The 17,286-nt window shown below is 62.8% G+C and carries 11 protein-coding genes; 6 read left to right on the top strand and 5 right to left on the bottom strand.

Annotated elements, in window-relative coordinates:
• Window positions 1-4 precede the first annotated feature (4 nt).
• From CS1GBM3_RS15170 to CS1GBM3_RS15190, 5 genes are all read left to right on the top strand, one after another.
• Window positions 5-928: a hydrogen peroxide-inducible genes activator gene (locus tag CS1GBM3_RS15170; protein WP_072396298.1), complete on the top strand. Its 924-nt coding sequence runs from the start codon at window positions 5-7 to the stop codon at window positions 926-928.
• Window positions 929-1,467: 539 nt separating this feature from the next.
• Window positions 1,468-2,505 carry a 2,3-diaminopropionate biosynthesis protein SbnA gene (gene sbnA / locus CS1GBM3_RS15175; RefSeq protein WP_139247938.1) on the top strand — a complete coding sequence of 346 codons (1,038 nt, stop codon included), beginning with the start codon at window positions 1,468-1,470 and terminating at the stop codon, window positions 2,503-2,505.
• An 11-nt stretch (window positions 2,506-2,516) separates the two neighbouring features.
• Entirely contained in the window at window positions 2,517-3,533 is a 1,017-nt protein-coding gene (gene sbnB / locus CS1GBM3_RS15180) for a 2,3-diaminopropionate biosynthesis protein SbnB (protein WP_072396300.1), read from the top strand.
• Between the two features lie 7 nt (window positions 3,534-3,540).
• Window positions 3,541-4,680, top strand: a complete 1,140-nt coding sequence (locus tag CS1GBM3_RS15185; protein WP_210186219.1) for an amidinotransferase — start codon at window positions 3,541-3,543, stop codon at window positions 4,678-4,680.
• A gap of 36 nt (window positions 4,681-4,716) precedes the next feature.
• Window positions 4,717-9,006, top strand: a complete 4,290-nt coding sequence (locus CS1GBM3_RS15190; RefSeq protein WP_072396301.1) for a non-ribosomal peptide synthetase — start codon at window positions 4,717-4,719, stop codon at window positions 9,004-9,006.
• Between the two features lie 3 nt (window positions 9,007-9,009).
• Here CS1GBM3_RS15190 and CS1GBM3_RS15195 read toward each other — a convergent pair whose 3' ends face one another.
• Window positions 9,010-9,306, bottom strand: coding sequence for an HdeA/HdeB family chaperone (locus tag CS1GBM3_RS15195; protein ID WP_072396303.1), 297 nt, complete (start codon window positions 9,304-9,306; stop codon window positions 9,010-9,012).
• A gap of 517 nt (window positions 9,307-9,823) precedes the next feature.
• On the opposite strand from CS1GBM3_RS15195, the gene CS1GBM3_RS15200 reads away from it, so the two are divergent.
• Entirely contained in the window at window positions 9,824-11,491 is a 1,668-nt protein-coding gene (locus CS1GBM3_RS15200) for a cation:proton antiporter (protein WP_072396304.1), read from the top strand.
• 64 nt (window positions 11,492-11,555) lie between these two features.
• Here the strand turns inward: CS1GBM3_RS15200 and CS1GBM3_RS15205 are convergent, their stop codons facing one another.
• The 4 genes from CS1GBM3_RS15205 to CS1GBM3_RS15220 all read right to left on the bottom strand — a co-directional run bounded on the left by CS1GBM3_RS15205 (window position 11,556) and on the right by CS1GBM3_RS15220 (window position 17,268).
• On the bottom strand, window positions 11,556-13,061 hold the full coding sequence (locus CS1GBM3_RS15205; protein WP_072396306.1) for a PepSY-associated TM helix domain-containing protein: 1,506 nt from the start codon (window positions 13,059-13,061) through the stop codon (window positions 11,556-11,558).
• Window positions 13,058-13,639 carry a hypothetical protein gene (locus CS1GBM3_RS15210; protein WP_072396308.1) on the bottom strand — a complete coding sequence of 194 codons (582 nt, stop codon included), beginning with the start codon at window positions 13,637-13,639 and terminating at the stop codon, window positions 13,058-13,060. Before CS1GBM3_RS15210 ends, CS1GBM3_RS15205 begins: the two co-directional genes overlap by 4 nt.
• A 279-nt stretch (window positions 13,640-13,918) precedes the next feature.
• On the bottom strand, window positions 13,919-16,369 hold the full coding sequence (locus tag CS1GBM3_RS15215; protein ID WP_072396309.1) for a GcvT family protein: 2,451 nt from the start codon (window positions 16,367-16,369) through the stop codon (window positions 13,919-13,921).
• Window positions 16,366-17,268, bottom strand: coding sequence for a phosphotransferase (locus CS1GBM3_RS15220; protein WP_072396310.1), 903 nt, complete (start codon window positions 17,266-17,268; stop codon window positions 16,366-16,368). The genes CS1GBM3_RS15215 and CS1GBM3_RS15220 overlap by 4 nt, the downstream gene beginning before the upstream one ends.
• Window positions 17,269-17,286: the final 18 nt, after the last annotated feature.

Below are 17,286 nucleotides of genomic sequence, written 5' to 3' on the forward strand. Positions count from 1 at the left end.
AACGATGCCTAGTCTGAAACAGCTTCAATACCTCGCTGCGATTGCGGAGACGCACCATTTCGCCCGGGCTGCCGAGCTGTGCCACGTTACTCAGCCCACTCTCAGCACTCAGCTTGCAGCATTCGAAAAACGCCTAGGACTGGCACTTGTCGAACGGGCACAGCATGGCGCCCACTTAACGCCTGCAGGACGTCTCATCCTTGAACGCGCAGAAATTGCTCTTAGGAGCGTGGAGGAGATTCGCGAGATCGCCAGAGCGGGAAAAAAGGGCGTTGTCGGCACCGTGCGCATTGGCGTCCTGCCGACACTCGGCCCATACATGCTGCCTGAGCTCTTGCCCGACATTCACCATGTACATCCTCAGCTCAAGCTCTATGTGCGCGAGGAACTCTCTGAGGATCTTATCGCCAATCTGCACCGAGGTAAGCACGACGCGGTTTTCACGTCTTTGCCTATTGGGAGTACCAACCTCCAAATCCGCCCCCTTTTCTGGGAACCGATCGTGGTTGCCATACCAAGCGGTCACCGACTGTCTGAAAAGACGGCACTGTTGCCCGGTGACCTAAAAGGAGAAGCGGTTCTGACACTCGAGCCAGGACATATTCTGCATCGACAGGTTCGCGATGTATGTGAAAAGTATGGGGCAGAGCTGCAGCTCGATTATGAAGGGACAAGTCTCGACACACTAAGGATCATGGTGGGTATGGGTATGGGGATAGCGCTCTTCCCCGCGCTGTATGTGCGGTCCGAAATTCCGAAGGACGCGAATGTGAAGGTAGCCAAATTACCCGATGCTAAGACTGGACGCACAATTGTTCTGGTCTCCAGGAGTAGCTCGCCGCGCGCACGTGATTACGATGCCCTTTCCAAGTCTCTGAGGCAATTTATCAGGTCGAAGTTCTCCGATGTCGTGCGCTTGGTGTCCTGAGGACGCAATTGGCTAAGAACCACGGCGGCGGGCCAAGGCGACCGCCAATAAGCTCCACCCACGCGAGCCGCACCTCACGGTGGCAGTCATCTGTCCGCTTTCTGACGCGATGAATCATCTTCGAAAGTTCCTGGAGGGCGAGCAGGTTCGCCCGGATGTTGAGGATCTCTTCGATCTGCCCCTCTGGTCTCTCTGGTTGATCGAAGCCGAGCTGTTCCCGGACATTCCCTCAAGCACGTGGCACCATATCACCCGCGGTCGCTGTCGCTTGAACAACACCTAGTTCGGGCCCAATCGAATTCGAGTGCATCGCGGCCGAAACCTATCCCTCCACTAGCGGATTCAGCGCCGCTTCGTGAAGCGCCAGGGTTGGAAGAAAGGCCGCGCCACGCAAAAGCACCCCTTTCGTGCCGTTCCGCACCTCACTGGCGTCAGCCCTCTTGCCGAGGCACAGAGCACCTCGAGTCCCCTAGGTATTCTCAAATCTGACAGTGCTCCGCAAAACCTGCTGCAGATCGAATGCTGCTGTGCACGCACAGTTGAGCGCATCGGTACTACTTCCTATATCCCGAAAGTGCCCCTGGAGTGCCCCGAAGGGATGCTATGCTATGATTGTTGAATCGCCGCTGGATATAATTTTTCGGGACGTGTTCTATCGTCTCAGAGCCTTCGCTGGCGATCACGACGTCTTCCTGAAGCTTGAGGGCTTTAATGTAACCGGCTCGATCAAGATCAAGACCGCCATTGGACTGATCGAGGATCTGGAGCAGCGCGGCGTTGCCAAGCCCGGCGAGACAGTTATCGTTGAATCGTCATCGGGGAATCTTGGCGTCGCGCTGAGCTTGGTCTGCGCCATCAAAGGATACAAGTTCATATGCGTGACGGATTCCAATGCCACGCGCGCTAATATCAGAGGCATGGAACTCTATGGTGCCAACGTCTGCGTGGTCGACGATTGCGGCACTAACGGTGGGTTCCTTGCAAATAGATTCAAAATCATAGATCGCATACTTGAAACGGAGCCTCACGCTGTATGGCTCAATCAGTACGACAACATCGCGAATAAGAACGTCCACGCGGAGCAAACCGCGAACGAGATCGCGCACGAGTTTGGCACCGTCGACTGGATTTTCGTCGGCGCCGGCACCACGGGAACGCTTGCTGGGATTTCCGAGCAACTACGCCAAACGTATCCCAAGATAAGGATTGTGGCTGTCGAGCCCGAAGGTTCGGTCACATTCGGAGGTCAGCCCAGAAAGCGGCACATTCCGGGAATCGGAACCAGCGAAAGGCCGAGGCTCGCCGACTTGGCTGACCCAGACAGAGTCGTAGCAATCGACGAGGCGACGACGATCGAGGCGTGCCTCTCCTTCGTTCGCAAGTATCACCTGCTCGTCGGCGGAAGCACCGGCACCGTGCTGGCCGCGATCGAGAAGCTGGCTCCGGAGTTCAGGTCCGGAGACACGATCGTCGCCATCTCCGCAGACCTCGGAGAGAAATATCTGGACTCGGTTTATGATCCCCGTTGGGTGCGGAAGGTCATTACGTCAGAAAGCAAGGTTCTTGTCCAGGCGTGAGGGAACACTACGTGGCTACGGCTCCGACATTCCACGTCGTTCCAGGCTCGGCAGTAAAAAGCGCAATCGAAGGCAATCGGAGCGGAGTTTTCGCCGCCGTCGAGACCGCGTACCGTCTCCATGCCGCCGGAAGGTCCGTAAACCCCGACAGCTCCTTTCTTCGGTTTCCGGACAGCCCGAGCGCGCGCATTATTGGGCTCCCGGCCCATCTCGGCGGGGCGGTTCAAAAAAGCGGCATCAAATGGATCTCGAGCTTTCCGGCCAACCGGGCCGGGAACCTGGCCCGGGCCTCGGCTGTTCAGATCATCAACGACGCCGCGACGGGCTATCCCATTGGCTGTATCGAGGCGTCGCTCATCAGCGCGACGCGCACCGCCGCCTCCGCGGCCCTTGCAGCGGAGCATCTGTCTCCGACGCCTTTTGAGGGAGAGCTCGCCGTCATCGGCACCGGCGTGATCGCCCGCGCCACCGCCGAGTGGCTGCTCTTTCGAGGTTGGAAGTTCCGAAGCGTCCGCCTCTATGACATAGACCGGAATGAGGCCGCGCGGTTCAAGGCCTGGATTCGCGACGAGAAGGGTCTAGCGGCGGAGGTCCATACTAATCTGGAAGGCGCCCTGCGGGGTGCCTCATTAATCCTCTTCACCACCACGGCGCTCGAGCCCCATCTCGCCGACGAGACACTGCTCGCGCACGCGCCGACCGTTCTGCACCTCTCGCTGCGTGACCTCTCCGTGGATGTGATCCTCGCCGCGCAGAACATCGTCGATGATATCGATCACTGCCTGAAGGCCAACACGTCCCTCCATCTGGCAGAACAGGCGACGGGACATAGGGACTTCGTAGCAGGCACTTTGGTTGATATTCTCGATCAGAGGCTTAAGTCGGACTTCGAACGGCCGCGCATCTTCTCGCCGTTCGGCCTCGGCGTGCTCGACCTCGCGGTCAGCGACTTCGTGCTTCAGGCGGCCATATCGTCCAACGCAACGCTCGCGCTTTCTGACTTCTTCAGCAACTCGGTCCGATGGTGAGGCAAGGATGCAGGTTAGCGATCAGAACGTTTCTAGCGACGTGTTGAGCCGGACGGAGTCCCGCGCTGCCTCATCAGGGAGGGACGTCGACCCGGCGCCGCGGGTCTGGAGCTGCAACGAGTGGGACCCGCTGGAGGAGGTCATCGTCGGCAATGTGCTGAATGCGCGCTATCCGACGCCGGACCAAAGTACGCAAGTGGCGGAGTTCCCCGACCGGCCCCTTGCTGAGATTCCGCGTGGGCAGTTCCCGCAGCGGATCATCGAGGAGACGGAGGAGGATCTGGACGCGTTCGTCCACATCCTGGAGAAGGCCGGCGTCACTGTGCAACGGCCGGACACCTGGCCGCACGACGCCAGCTTCTCCACCATCAAATGGAAGGCACAGGGCTACTACAATTATTGCCCCCGGGACCTCATTCTGGTGATCGGCGACCAGATCATCGAGACCCCCAATGTCATCCGCAGCCGCGCCCAGGAGACGTGCAGTTATCGAACCCTGTTGCTCGAGTACATGAGGTCGGGTGCGAGATGGTACAGCGCGCCGAAGCCGATGCTGCTCGACTCTCTCTTCGAGGGCGTCGATCTCGAGAAGCCCACGCCGCACAACCACGAGCCGGCCTTCGACGCTGCAAACGTGCTGCGTTTCGGCGAGGACCTGATCTACCTCGTCAGCGCTACCGGCAACGAGCTCGGCGGCCGCTGGCTACAGGCGTGCCTGGGGGACAGGTATCGCGTCCACTTCCTCAAGGATGTCTACTTTGGGAGCCACATCGATTCGACGATCGTCGCCCTGCGGCCCGGCCTCGTGCTCTGCAATCCCGGGCGTCTCAACGACGACACGCTGCCGCCGATCCTGAGGCAGTGGGAGGTCATCTACAGTCCACCGATGGAGAACACGGACAGGCACGATGCCGAGTACATCTCGATGAGCATCGGCAGCGACTGGATCGACATGAACGCCCTCAGCATCAATCCGAGCTTGGTCGTGGTCGACCGCAACCAGCCGTCGCTGATCAAGCTCCTGGAGAAGCACGGTCTTGACGTGATACCCCTGCAACTACGCCACTCAAAGCTGCTGGGCGGCGGCCCACATTGCATCACTCTGGACGTCCGCCGCAGGGGCACCCTTGAGCGCTACTTCGATTGAGTGTGCCCAAAGGTTCCGAGCATGTGAGGAACGACCTTGGCATTCGCGGCGACCATCCTGGCGGGCTTCCTCATCTTGGTGTTTCTGGCTTGGCGTCAGTATCTCTGGGCGGGCAGGTGGCGTGAGCTTGTCGACACATGCCCCTACAGCTTGACGGACGTATTCGGCCGCAACCATTTGGCGAAGGTGCCGCACCAGAAGGGCGTGCGCTGGCTCCCGGAGATCTTCAGCCGCTCCGCCGTGCGGTACCCTGATCTGCCCGCCCTGCAGATTCCCCACACCGGCGAGACGCTGACATACGCCGAGCTCGATGCGCGCGCCGAGCGCGTGGCCGCGGCCGTATCCCCGTTCTTGACGGGACCTGACCAGGTGGTCGCAGTGGCGATGCCGCAAGACAACTGCGAGATCGTCGCCGCGCACCTCGGCGTGCTCAGGGCCGGAGGCACGCTGGTCGTCCTCGATACGACGCTACCCGACGCCCTGTTGGCGCATATGCTCGACGACGCCCGCCCGGTAGTCGTACTGACACGCGGCGAGGCAATGTTTCGCGCATTGCCCACGCTCGACCTGTTGGCGTTGCCGCAGGAACTGCCGGAACGGCGGCCACCGTCTTGGCTGGACGATCCCGCGCAACGCCTCGCCACCATCTTCTACACGAGCGGCACCACCGGCCTGCCCAAGGGCGTAGACTGCCCGCACGCCGGCTACGTGAACCTCGCGCTCACCTACGCGGACTACTTCGACTTCGTGCCCGGCGTCGACGCGACCTCGCTCACCTCGTCGCTCGGCTACGACGGCAGCATCTCCGAGATGTACAGCGCCTGGGTCTCGGGCTGTGCAGTGGTCCTCTTGACGAAGGGTCAGGTCCGATCCGGTCCGGAACTGGTCCCCGTGCTGTGCGAGGCCGAGGTCACAGTGCTGTTTTGCCCGCCGGTGCTCCTCACTGCTCTGACGCTCACGCCCGAGGTGGATCTTCCCTATCCTCTGTGCCGCTACATCGTGCCCGCGGGCGAGGCCTTTCCCGCCGCACTGGTCGAACCGTGGACACGCGGCCGGCGCCAGATCATCAACACCTACGGTCCGACGGAAGGCAGCACCGACACGAGCCGCCAGAGCCTACGGGCGGGCGAGCCGATCACCATCGGCTCACCGTTCGCCAACGTCACCTACGTCATCCTCGAGGTCGACGGACTCACCCCGCTGCCGCATGGGGAGGTCGGCGAGCTTTGCATCGGTGGCGTCCACCTCGCGCGCGGCTATCGCAACCTGCCGGAGCAGACGGCCCACAAGTTCATCACTCACCCTAGGTTCGGTCGCCTCTACCGCACGGGTGACAGGTGCAGGATCGACATTCGCACCCAGCGTGTACACTTCCTCGGCCGCCTCGACGCGCAGCTAAAGGTGCGCGGCCACCGCGTCGAGGCGCACGCTGTAGAGGATATCCTGCAGAGCGAGTTCCGAGAGATCGAGGCCGCGGTGTTAGACTACCAGAACGAGGCCCTCGTTGCGTTCGTGGCTGCGCCCTCTCTCTTCCCGGGGAAGATCCGGGCAGCCGTTCCCGCGCCGGCGGAATGGGCGACCTGCGTAACGGCGCTCCTCGCTGAGCGACTTCCGGCGCCGTCGGTTCCATCGAGCATCTACCTCGTGGAGAAGTTCGCTACGAGCCCGGTGTCAGGGAAGATCGACAGGAAGCGTCTGCCGAATCTCTCCACGCTCACAAAGCCTGCCGCACCCGAAATCGAACCGCCGCTGGTGCGAAAGCAGGACGGGGAGCAACGGGAAACCGAGCCGCCGCGCGCGGAGGCGGCCCTGCCGCCAGGCTCGGAGGAAGTGCTGGCGATCTGCCGCGCCGTGATCGACGCGCCGCTCGGGTGGGACGACGGCTTTGCCGAGTCGGGCGGACATTCGATCGCCATCGCACGCTTGGCGCAAAGGCTGCACGCCGCGGGATGGCACGTCTCGGTCCGCGCGCTGCTGACCGACTGCAACACACCGCGAAAGGTCGCTAGAGGCGCGAGCCAGGCGCATCGTGCAGCAACCGCCCCGACCGTTTCCGCGAGGCCCGCGGAGAGTAGGGCGAGGCGCGACGAGCATGCGGCGGAGGTGCTCCCGGTTGGATACTTCACGACCCTGCAGGTGCTTTTCGCGCTCTTCCTGTACCTCCCGGGGTTGGTCGGCTTCTTCGTCGCCTTGGCCTACATCGAGATCGGGACGTTCTTCGCCACGGCCAGCCTTGGGGCATTCATCGCCGTCGGCGGCGCACTCTATCTGCTGGGTCTCCTTCTGCCGTTCGCCGCCCTGCTTTGGGTCAGGGCGATCAAGCGGATTATGGGCGGCGACGCCTTGAGTAACAACGTCACGCCGGGCGTATATCCCAAGTGGAGCCGGATGCATCTCCGCATCTGGTGCATCACCCGGTTGGAGAGCGCGGTGCTGCTGCCGCTCGGCGCGATGTACCGCAGCGCGCCGCTCCTGGCCTTCGCGCTGCGACAGCTCGGCGCCACCGTGGGCCGCAATCTGCAATGCGCGCATGACGCCTATCTGGCCGGACCGGTGGATCTGCTCTCCATTGGTGACGACGTCGCCATCCAGACCGGGGCCTACATCCGTACGGCGCGGCTCGTGGGATCCAACGTGCACGTCGGCCCCATCCGCTTCGAGAGCGGTTGCAAGATCGGAATGCGCGCCGCCGTTGTCGAGAACCTGACGATTGGGCGCGGTACGTGGATCACACCGTTCACGCCCATCCTCGGCGACGTCGGCGCGCACGAAATGTGGGAGGGCGCGCCCGCGCGCCTCACCGGCCACTATACGGAGCTCACACGCACAGCGCGCGTCTGCCAGTATGCACAGCCCATATGGCTGCTCGAGACGCTCAATGTTCTGATGCAGGTGTTCATCTACTTCTGGCTCAGCCTTCTTCCCGGGGCGGCAATCCTATGGTTCGCGCGGGAATTCATCCCCGCCGGCGAGGCCGGGTTGTCGGATACCTATTTCCAGGTCACGCCGCTGCCGGAGATCGCCTGGCAGCTTACGCTCTACGCCTTCATCAGTGCCTGGCTCGGGGCGGTCGTGCTGTCCGTGCTCACCTGTCTCTTCATCCGCTGGACCGCCGCCGCGCCGGGGCTCTACCCCGTGCACGGGCTTCACGCCGCACTGCTGATGTACCGAATGAAGGGGATGAACAGCCTACAGGGGCAATGGACGTGGACTATCACCGGCCAGTATCTGCGCGCGCTCGCAGGTCTGCGCTTTCCGCGGGTTGGCGCGTCGGAATGCGACGTGATGTTCAACCTCGTCCCGGACGCTGCGAGCGCCGACACGCAGGTGTTCTGGGCCAACGGCTGCTTCACGAACATGCTCGACTGCAGCGCGACGCACTTCACGCTGCGTCAGCTCGAAATGCCGAGGAACTTCTTCAGCGGCAACAACTGCGTGGCGGAGTACGGGCAGCTCCCGGACAACTTCATGCTGGGTGTCTCGACGCCCGCCAGTGACATCGAGTTTCGGCGCCAGATGCGGTTGCGGCCGGGCGCGCCGATCACGGTGGCCGGCAACCCGCCGGTGAGGTTCGCGAGCGCCGCGTTCGAAGAGGAGAACAAGGCCATCAAGCCGCCCGGCTTCCGGCTGTTCCTGACGCGGGTCCTGCTCAACGACTTCTTCAGCGTTGGGACGCTGGGCATCGCCGAAGGCTTGATCTTCACCATCCTCTTCGTCTGCGGGCTGAGGTGGGGCGCCGATCCGATCACGGGCACAATCGCTGCTCTTGTCGTTGCCGAGGCCTGCCTGATCGCGCTCTGCGTAGGGATCAAGGCGGCCCTCGTCGGCCGATGGGGAGCCGACGACGCGACGCCCTTCTGGTCCTGGAAGCACTTTGCCTATTTTTTCGCCCAGGACTGCTTCTTCGCCTGGTGCCGGGGCCCGCTCGGCTTCAGTGCCGGGACGATCCTCTCGAACCCCATCCTGCGCTGGATGGGATGTCGGATTGGCAGCCGCACAATCGTAACCCAGCCCATGCAGTGCTCTGACTGGAACGCGGTGGATTTCGGCAATGACTGCACGGTCGACGGCTTCCTACAGTTCCACAGCTTCGAGAACATGACGCTAAAAGTGAAGCGAACCCGCATCGGGGACGGCTGCGCCGTGAGCTTTGGCGCTACGGTGATGGGCGGCGCGAAAATCGAACGCGACACGACACTCTTGCCGCTGTCCCTGGTCCTCAAGGAGGTGAGCCTGTCCACGGCCACCTACGAGGGCAGCCCCGTCGAGCCAATTGAGGCTCAGTCGGGCTGCTGCGATGGGAGAAGCGGTTACCGAGCGCGCTGACGCTTAGTCGTCTTCCAATGCTTCCGCCGCCTGCAGCAGGCCCATGGCGGGATTCTGCTCGCAATGCGCTTGGATGTCCTCGGCGTCCTCCTGCGCCGCAGCAAGATCGACCTTTGCATCCTCGGGGCTCTCATCGTCGGCAAGGTAGCCGTCCAACCAAACGGCGAGCAGCCGAAGCGTCGCGTCGGGCAGCGCAGCGACCTCTTTGCAGGTGATGGTACGAACATCTATCGTTTGGGCCTTAACGGAGGCCGCCGCCAGAAATGGCACGGCCAACACAATGGCAACGGGATGCTTCACGGCCGAAGTCTCCTATGATGGAAGGCCAGTATCGGATTGAGCGATCGGGAAACCCGCGCTTCAGGCAACTAGAATGAATGGAATTTCATCACGAAGGCGGTATTGGCTGCACCGGGGAGGCGATACCAATAAAATCAATGACTTAACGGCCAGCGTTCAAGCCGGCGAGCGTCGTCAAACTCAGCAGTCGTATCCCGGGCCAGCGGCGAGGCGCTGCACTCATTTTACCTGCGACGCATTCTTGTTGGCCCCCTGCCGCACCAGCCCCGAGAATCGCGCTTCCGACTGCGATACTTATATCCATCCGAGCAAGCGGACTTGCCGACGCGCGGACATTACGCGAGCGTTGGCGTTGGGGGTGACGATGGGACATGATCGGTTGACGTATCCGGGACCAGAACCTGGAGGCCATCCAGGAACGCAGGTCTACGCCTCCCCGTCGAAGTCGGCAGGCGCTCGGATGTCTTCCACTTTTTGGGAGAAATCGTGCCGCGCAGAGAGGCTTGGATAGAGCGGCATGGACACGACGTTTGCTTCCGTATTCTACGAAATCGCAATCCTGATTCTGCTTGCTTCCACGGTGGGATTTGTCGGATTGCTCGCACGGCAACCATTGGTGGTTGCCTTCATTGCTGTCGGTGTGCTTGCCGGGCCTGATGCCCTTGGGCTGGTGAGCTCAACCGATTTCATCGAAACACTGAGCAAGATTTCCATCGCCGTCCTGCTTTTTTTGGTTGGCCTCAAGCTCGACGTTGGTTTGGTTCGAAGCCTGGGCAAGGTGGCAGTGGCGACAGGGCTTGGCCAGGTCACCTTCACGGCATTCTTCGGTTTCTTGATATGTCTAGCGCTGGGAATCGAATGGCGAACATCGATCTACGTCGCTGTCGCGTTGACGTTCTCGTCAACGATTATCATCGTCAAGCTTCTATCGGATAAGCAGGAAATCAGCGCCCTGCATGGGAAGATCGCGCTCGGCTTCCTAATCGTGCAGGACATCTTCGTCGTCTTAGCGATGGTCACCCTTTCAGCGCTCGGCGTCGGGCTCGGTAACGAGTCCGGCTCATTCGCGGACGTCGCGATGGTTTTTGCCGGCGGCGCTGGAATGGTCGCTGTTATTGTGCTGTTCATCCGCTACCTGGCCGACCCGTTGCTTGGTCTGATCTCGCGCTCGCCTGAGCTTATGGTGATTTTTGCGGTGGGCTGGGCAGCGAGCCTTGCTGCTTTGGGGGATATGCTTGGGTTCGGGAAAGAGCTCGGGGGCCTGCTCGCGGGGGTGTCGCTGGCATCGACGCAGTATCGCGAGGCCATCAGCTCGCGCCTGGCGAGCCTCCGCGATTTCCTATTGTTGTTCTTTTTTATCAATCTCGGATCGTCCTTAAGCCTCACGGCGATTGGCGACCAGATCGGTCCCGCGATCGTGCTCTCGATTTTCGTTCTGATCGGCAATCCCCTCATCGTCATGGCAATCATGGGATACATGGGTTACCGCAAACGCACAGGGTTTCTGGCGGGTCTGACGGTGGCGCAGATCTCAGAGTTTTCCCTGATCTTCATGGCGATGGGCGTCGCGATAGGCCACGTCCCCGATGGGGCGATGGGGCTCGTGACCCTGGTTGGTCTCGTGACGATCGCGGTATCGGTGTACATGATCACATGGTCCCACAGGCTTTACGAGGTGTGCGAACCTTACCTCGGCATTTTTGAGCGCAGAAACGCCCGTAGGGAGAGCGACGACGCAGCCACGTTGAAGTCGAATTCAAATTATGACTTCGTCATCTTCGGCCTTGGCCGATACGGCTGTCGAATCGGGCATCGACTTCAAGAGAAAGGCTACAAGCTTCTCGGTATCGACTTCGACCCCGAAGCCTTGGCAGACTGGAGGCGGATGGGCATGGATGCGACCTTCGGTGACGCAACGGATCCTGAATTCGTCGCTCACCTCAACCTGTCGGGCGTAAAGGCCGTGATATCTGCTGTTCCGAGGGAGCGGGGCGCCCTGACCGAGGCAGATCCTCAGCTCGCGCTGCTGCACGGGCTCGACGCGGCAAACTACAAGGGAAAGGTGTTTCTTTCGGTTCAGAAAATGGCTGACGCAGAGGATCTGTTGAAAAGGGGCGCAAGTGTCGTCCTCAAGCCTTTCGACGATGCGGCCGAGTTCGCCGTAGAACAGCTCATCGAGACCTGACGCTGTCTCACGGAATCTCCGCATACGGGCAATGGTCTTAGGGGCGCTGGCGAAAACAAGCTCATCAACCTCGCCGACGAAATCGAGGACGCGCGGAACTCACGAGCAGAACAGCGCCGACCGCCATGCTGGCGCTGACCCAGAGCGCGGCAGGATCAGTCATGCGTCCCGCCCACATGGCTCCATGCGTCACCACGACGGCAACCGTGACAAGGCCCGTCAACAGCCGCAGCAGCCGGGCAACGGACGTTGCCGCCTCCCCTGCGGGCGCAGCGATCACGGTCAGCAGCGTGACAGCCAGATAGGATGGCAGCGCGACGGGCTCGCCGGCTGCCAGCACAGCGAGTGCGGCGACCGCAATGGCGAGCGGCTGTCCCCAGACGACGGCCGCCCAGACCTTTTCCCAATGCGGCGCCGCGCGGCCGGCGTCGCGCCGACGCGCGAGCCATATTGTGATGCCTGTCGACGTCACGATGGTGATCGCAAGCCCGAGGATGCCGTAGATGATCTTCACCGGAAAACCGCCGAACCATCCGAAATGCACGGGCTGCAGTGCGCCCAGAATTTGCTTGCCGATGCTTCCGGTCTCGAGTCCACCATCACCAAGAGATTTGCCCGAGCCATCGAAAAAGTAACTATTGGAATTGGCGAGATGGCCGGGCGTGCGCATCCCGACATTCACCACCTGGCCGGCTTTGCCCACGTGCTGGATGGACACGCTGACGAACTCGGCATCCGGCTGGCGCGTTTGCACGTCCCGGATCATGGCCGCGATATCGGGGACCGGCGCCGCCGTTTCGTCTTCCGTCGCCATGGGCCCGAGGATGCTGGCGAAGGCCTTCTCTCTGTCGCCTTCGTATGCGGCAAGCGCCAGCACGCCGACGATCAACGACGACAGTCCGAGCAGAGCGCCTGTGGTCGAGACGGCGACGTGAAACGGCAGCCCCCACACACCCAAGCGATTGTGCAGATCCGCCTCCTGAAGGCGCCGCGATCCACCCCATCGCAAAGCGAAGGCGTCCTTGAACAGTCGCGGATGGGACAGCAAGCCGGAAACGAGCGAGGATAGAAGCGCCACGCCGGTGAGGCCCACCAGGAATAGGCCCCACGCGCGCGGCAAATGCAGGTGCATGTGAAGGTTGCCAACGAACTGCGACCAGGGCGCATGATGCTCGACGAGCAAGTTGCCCTCGGCATTGCCGAGCCATGTCTCATGCACGTCGGTCTCATGATCGTGGAAGCTCACGATCAACCGGCTCCGGGAGGGGCTCGGCCCTCGCACGAAGATATCGTGCGCCGCGTTCGCAGCGACCGCCCTGCGGTATCCTTCGTCGAGCGCGCGCACCGCGACGTCAGCCGTTACGCTGCTGGTAACGAAGGGCGCGTTCGGTTGCTCCCAACGGTCGAACTCGTTGACGAACACAGCGAGCGTCCCGCTGAGACACACGATGTAGATCAACGCCGCGAACGCGATGCCGAGCGCCGAATGCCCGGCCAGCATGGCGCGCACGAATTCCGGTGGCAGGAACGGCTTCTTGCGGGTTTTCGGCTGAACAGCTTCCTGCATCATGAAAGTCCCTTCGGCAGGAAAGCGATGCCGTAGCCGAGCGCGGAGACGGCGATCAGGATCAGTGTCGCCCGCACGAGGCGCGGATCGCTCAACGTCCAGGCCATGCCGCCACCCCACAGGATCGGAACGAGAAGGCCACCGAGGACCGCGCGGTCCTGCGGCGGCAGCGGCAGCGCGACGGCGACCGCAACGTCGAGCCCGATCGAGGCGACGCCAGCGAGCACGATGGCCAGCAGCGCCTTGGCAACGCCGCGCGGCCAATTGGTCGGCCGCTCTTCCGGATCGTAGGCCGCTTCCCGCGCCTCGCGGCGCCGGCTCTCGCGCCGTTCGAACGTGGCTGCGATCAAAGCGTAGGCCGCGAGTGAAAGCCCACCGAGCGCATACGTCGTGCCGAGTTCCGCGCCCCAGGCCTGGCCGAGCACAACAAAGCCTACGAATACAGCCAGCCATCCGCCGATCAGCCAGCCGACGCCGCCGTTGCGGCGTGCTAGCCAGCGTTTGCGCAGCATGATGATGCCGGAAGCCAGAAGCAGGCCGCCGGCAAAAGACAACGCGAGTGGATCAAGTGTCTCGAGCATTGCTCGGCAGTTGGCCCCCTAAGGCGTCAGAATTAATACGTGAAGCCGGTGATGATGGTGTGCGCCTGCCCAAACGAAGCAAATCGCCGCGCTCACGACGTAACGACTTACTTGTCCCTGAGGCTTGATCCGCACTGACGCGGAGGACAATACACCGACACGGCATAATGTCTACGCGATAAGTCCAGAATGTGACAGTTGCGGCTTTATGTGCGTGGGCTGACCGACGTGCGGCCCGTCGCCCTTCGAGCGCGGGCACAAGCGCGTCTGGACCGCACCTCAGCTGCGAATCCGAGTATTGGCAGGATCGTAAAGTGCGTCGAGCGTGACGGTCGCCGGCACGCGTTCGGTCGCCACCTCGAGCTCGTAGCTGCCGGATAGCACGAACGCGTCGTCGACGCCCTCCCCCGACCGGCGCACGTATCCGTAACCGATGGAGCGGCCCACCGTGTGGCCGAAGCCGCCGCTCGCGAGCCATCCGACACGCTCGCCGTTCCGATAAATCGTCTCACGTCCGAGCAAAACGACGGCCGGATCGGCGGTGAAGCAGGCGAGCCTGCGCGGCAAAGGCTTCGCGGACTGCATCTCAAGCGCGTCGCGGCCTTGGAACGGCGTGTTCGACTTGAGCTTGACGGCCCAGCCGAGCCCGGCAACGAGCGGTGAATGATCGGGACTGATCTCCGAGCCCCAGGCGCGGTAACCCTTCTCGAGCCTGAGCGACTCGATCGCGCGGTAGCCGGCGTTGGCGATGCCGTGCTTGGCGCCCTCAGCCATGATCGCGTCGTAGACGGAGGCCATGAACTCGACAGGGATGTGCAGCTCCCAGCCTAACTCGCCGACGTAGGTGACGCGCAGTGCCAGCAGCGGCGCACCCGCGAGCGTGATCTGCCGGATGCGCGAGAACGGAAAGCCCGTGTTCGAAAGATCCTCGCTGGTCAGCGCCTGCAGCACGTCGCGCGAGCGCGGGCCCATCACCGAGAGCACGCCATAGGCCGAGGTCACGTCCACAAGTCGCGCGTCCAGCCCCGCTGGGATGGAGCGGCGGATCCAGTCGAAGTCGTGCGTCGCAAACCCCGTACCGGTGACGATGTAGTAGGCATCGTCCGCGAGCCGGCCGACGGTCAGATCGCACTCGATGCCGCCCTTGCCGTTGAGCATCTGCGTGTAGATTAGATGTCCGGGCGCCTTGGCAACGTCGTTGGCCGCGATCCAAGACAGCGCTTGCTCGGCGTCTCGCCCCAGGAGCTGGAACTTTGCGAATGAGGTCTGATCGAATACGGCGACGCGCTCGCGCGCGGCTTGGTGCTCGCGGCCGACCGCACCGAACCAGTTCTGGCGCCCGAAGGAGTAGACGTCGTGCGGCTCCTCGCCGGCCGTTGCCTCCGCGAACCAGTTGGGGCGCTCCCATCCGAGCTTTTCACCGAACACCGCGCCCTGCGCCGTGAGCCGGTCGTACAAAGGCGAGCGCCGAAGCGGACGGCCCGAGTGATGCTCCTCGTGCGGCCATGCCATCGTGTAGTGCTTGGCGTAGGCTTCCATGGTGCGCGTGCGCACCCAGTTCGTGTCGAGGTGGTTGCGCCCGAAGCGGCGGATGTCGACCGGCCAGAGGTCGTAAGGTGGCTCACCTTTCGCTACCCACTCGGCGAGCGCCATACCCGCGCCGCCGCCGGCTGCGATGCCGAACGCGTTGAAGCCAGCGCCGACGAAGATGTTTCGCGCCTCCGGCGCCTCGCCGAGGATGAAGTTGCCGTCGGGCGTGAAGCTCTCCGGCCCGTTGATGAACTGGCGGATCCCTGTCGTCTCCATGGCCGGCACGCGCCCCGCGGCAAGCTCGAGCAGCGGCTCGAAGTGCTCGAGGTCGTTCTCGAGAAGCTGGAACGCGAACGGCTCGCTGGCCTTCGTCTCCGCCCACGGCATCGGGTTCGGCTCGTAGCCGCCCATGACGAGCCCGCCGACCTCCTCCTTCCAATATGTGAGCCGGTCCGGATCGCGCAGCGTCGGCAGGCTCGACGTCACCCCCTCGATCTTCTCCGTGATCAGGTACTGATGCTGCATCGAGACGAGCGGAATATTGATGCCGGCCAGCTTGCCGATCTGGCGCGACCACTGCCCGGCGCAGATGACGAGCTTCTCGCAGGCGACGCGCCCCTTATCGGTCACGACCGCCTGCACACGCCCATCCTCGGTCTCGATGCCGGTGACTGTCACGTTCTCCTGGATCGTGACGCCACCCTGGCGCGCGCCCTTGGTGAGCGACATCGTGATGTCCGATGGCGAGGCCTGTCCGTCCGTCGGCAGGAACGCCGCGCCGACGACATCGTCGACCTGCATCAGCGGCCACAACTCCTGCGCCTCCTTGGGCGAGAGGAGGTGCATGTCGAGCCCGAACGACTTGGCCGTCGTCGCCTGCCGTTTGACCTCGGTCCACCGCTCGGCGTTGCAGGCAAGCCGCAAGCCGCCGTTGCGCTTCCAGCCTGTCGCAAGCCCGGTCTCCGCTTCAAGTCGGTCGTAAAGCGCGACGGAGTAGCCGAGCAGTTGCGTGATGTTGGCGCTCGATCGCAGTTGGCCAACGAGGCCCGCCGCGTGCCACGTCGAGCCGGAGGTGAGCGCGCCGCGCTCAAGCAGGATCACGTCTGTGAGTCCCATCTTGGCCAGATGGTACGCGGTTGAGCATCCGACGATGCCTCCGCCAATAATGACAATCTTGGCCGAGGTCGTGAGGTCGCTCATTGGGTCTCCATGGTCTTGAAGCTCGTGTAGGCCGCCTCGAAGCGGGCGAGGTTTTCGGCCGTGTAGGCGGCGTAATCGAAATCGACGGTGGAATGCAGCTCCGACACCATGGCCCACAGGGTCTCGCGCAAGAGGGAGGCTGCCGTCATGGCGGCGGCGCGCCGGCGAAGATCGTCGTCCACCGGGCGGCCGAAGTAGGACGAGATCAGCGCCTCGGCAAGGTCGGGCGGCATCTCGCTGTTGGATGCCAGTCCGCCGAGGTCGAACAGCGGTGAATTGAACCCGGCATACTCCCAGTCGAGTAGCCACAGCTTGCGGCCGTCGTCGAGTATGTTTGCGGCCAACAGGTCGTTGTGCCCGAACACGACATCGATTGGTCCCACGGCCGCTTCGAGGCGCTCGGCGCGCGCTAGCAGATCCGCAAGCGTTGGAACATGGCGGCTTCCGCCGTCGCAAAGCGTATGGCCGTAGTCGCGGACGACATGGAACGGCCAGAACATCGGCGCTGGCCCGCGTAGATGCAGCGCCACGTCGCGATGGCAGCGACGGATGAGCGAAACCAAGCGCTCAAGGTTGCCGGGGTCGCGCACGTCCTCCGGTGAGAAAGTCCGTCCCTGGATGAAATCGATGACGAGGAGGCCCGGCTCGGCGTGAATCACCGCCGGACTGATCCCGGCCGCATGCGCGGCGCGCGTAGCCGCAAGCTCGCTGGAGCGCACGATGCCGTGGACCGGAATGTCGCCGCCCGTGCGTACGACGTAGCGTCTGCCTTGGTCGTGCACCAGAAAGTTCTTGTTCGTGATGCCGCCGAGCAGCGGCTCAGGGTCGACGCGGCCAGACCAGATGTTGAGGCTGGCGACCCGCTCAACCAGTGGGTCGTTCTGCGCATCGGCGTTCATGCCGGCTCCGCTGATTGA

It is taken from the genome of Hyphomicrobium sp. CS1GBMeth3 (assembly GCF_900117455.1).
In the GTDB taxonomy this organism is placed as follows: Bacteria; Pseudomonadota; Alphaproteobacteria; order Rhizobiales; family Hyphomicrobiaceae; genus Hyphomicrobium_C.

Coding starts and splice junctions, on each gene's coding strand:
- CS1GBM3_RS15210 (WP_072396308.1), bottom strand. CDS start 13,639: ATGCTCGAGACACTTGATCCACTCGCGTTGTCTTTTGCCGGCGGCCTG.
- CS1GBM3_RS15170 (WP_072396298.1), top strand. CDS start 5: ATGCCTAGTCTGAAACAGCTTCAATACCTCGCTGCGATTGCGGAGACG.
- CS1GBM3_RS15200 (WP_072396304.1), top strand. CDS start 9,824: ATGGACACGACGTTTGCTTCCGTATTCTACGAAATCGCAATCCTGATT.
- CS1GBM3_RS15185 (WP_210186219.1), top strand. CDS start 3,541: ATGCAGGTTAGCGATCAGAACGTTTCTAGCGACGTGTTGAGCCGGACG.
- CS1GBM3_RS15205 (WP_072396306.1), bottom strand. CDS start 13,061: ATGATGCAGGAAGCTGTTCAGCCGAAAACCCGCAAGAAGCCGTTCCTG.
- CS1GBM3_RS15220 (WP_072396310.1), bottom strand. CDS start 17,268: ATGAACGCCGATGCGCAGAACGACCCACTGGTTGAGCGGGTCGCCAGC.
- CS1GBM3_RS15215 (WP_072396309.1), bottom strand. CDS start 16,369: ATGAGCGACCTCACGACCTCGGCCAAGATTGTCATTATTGGCGGAGGC.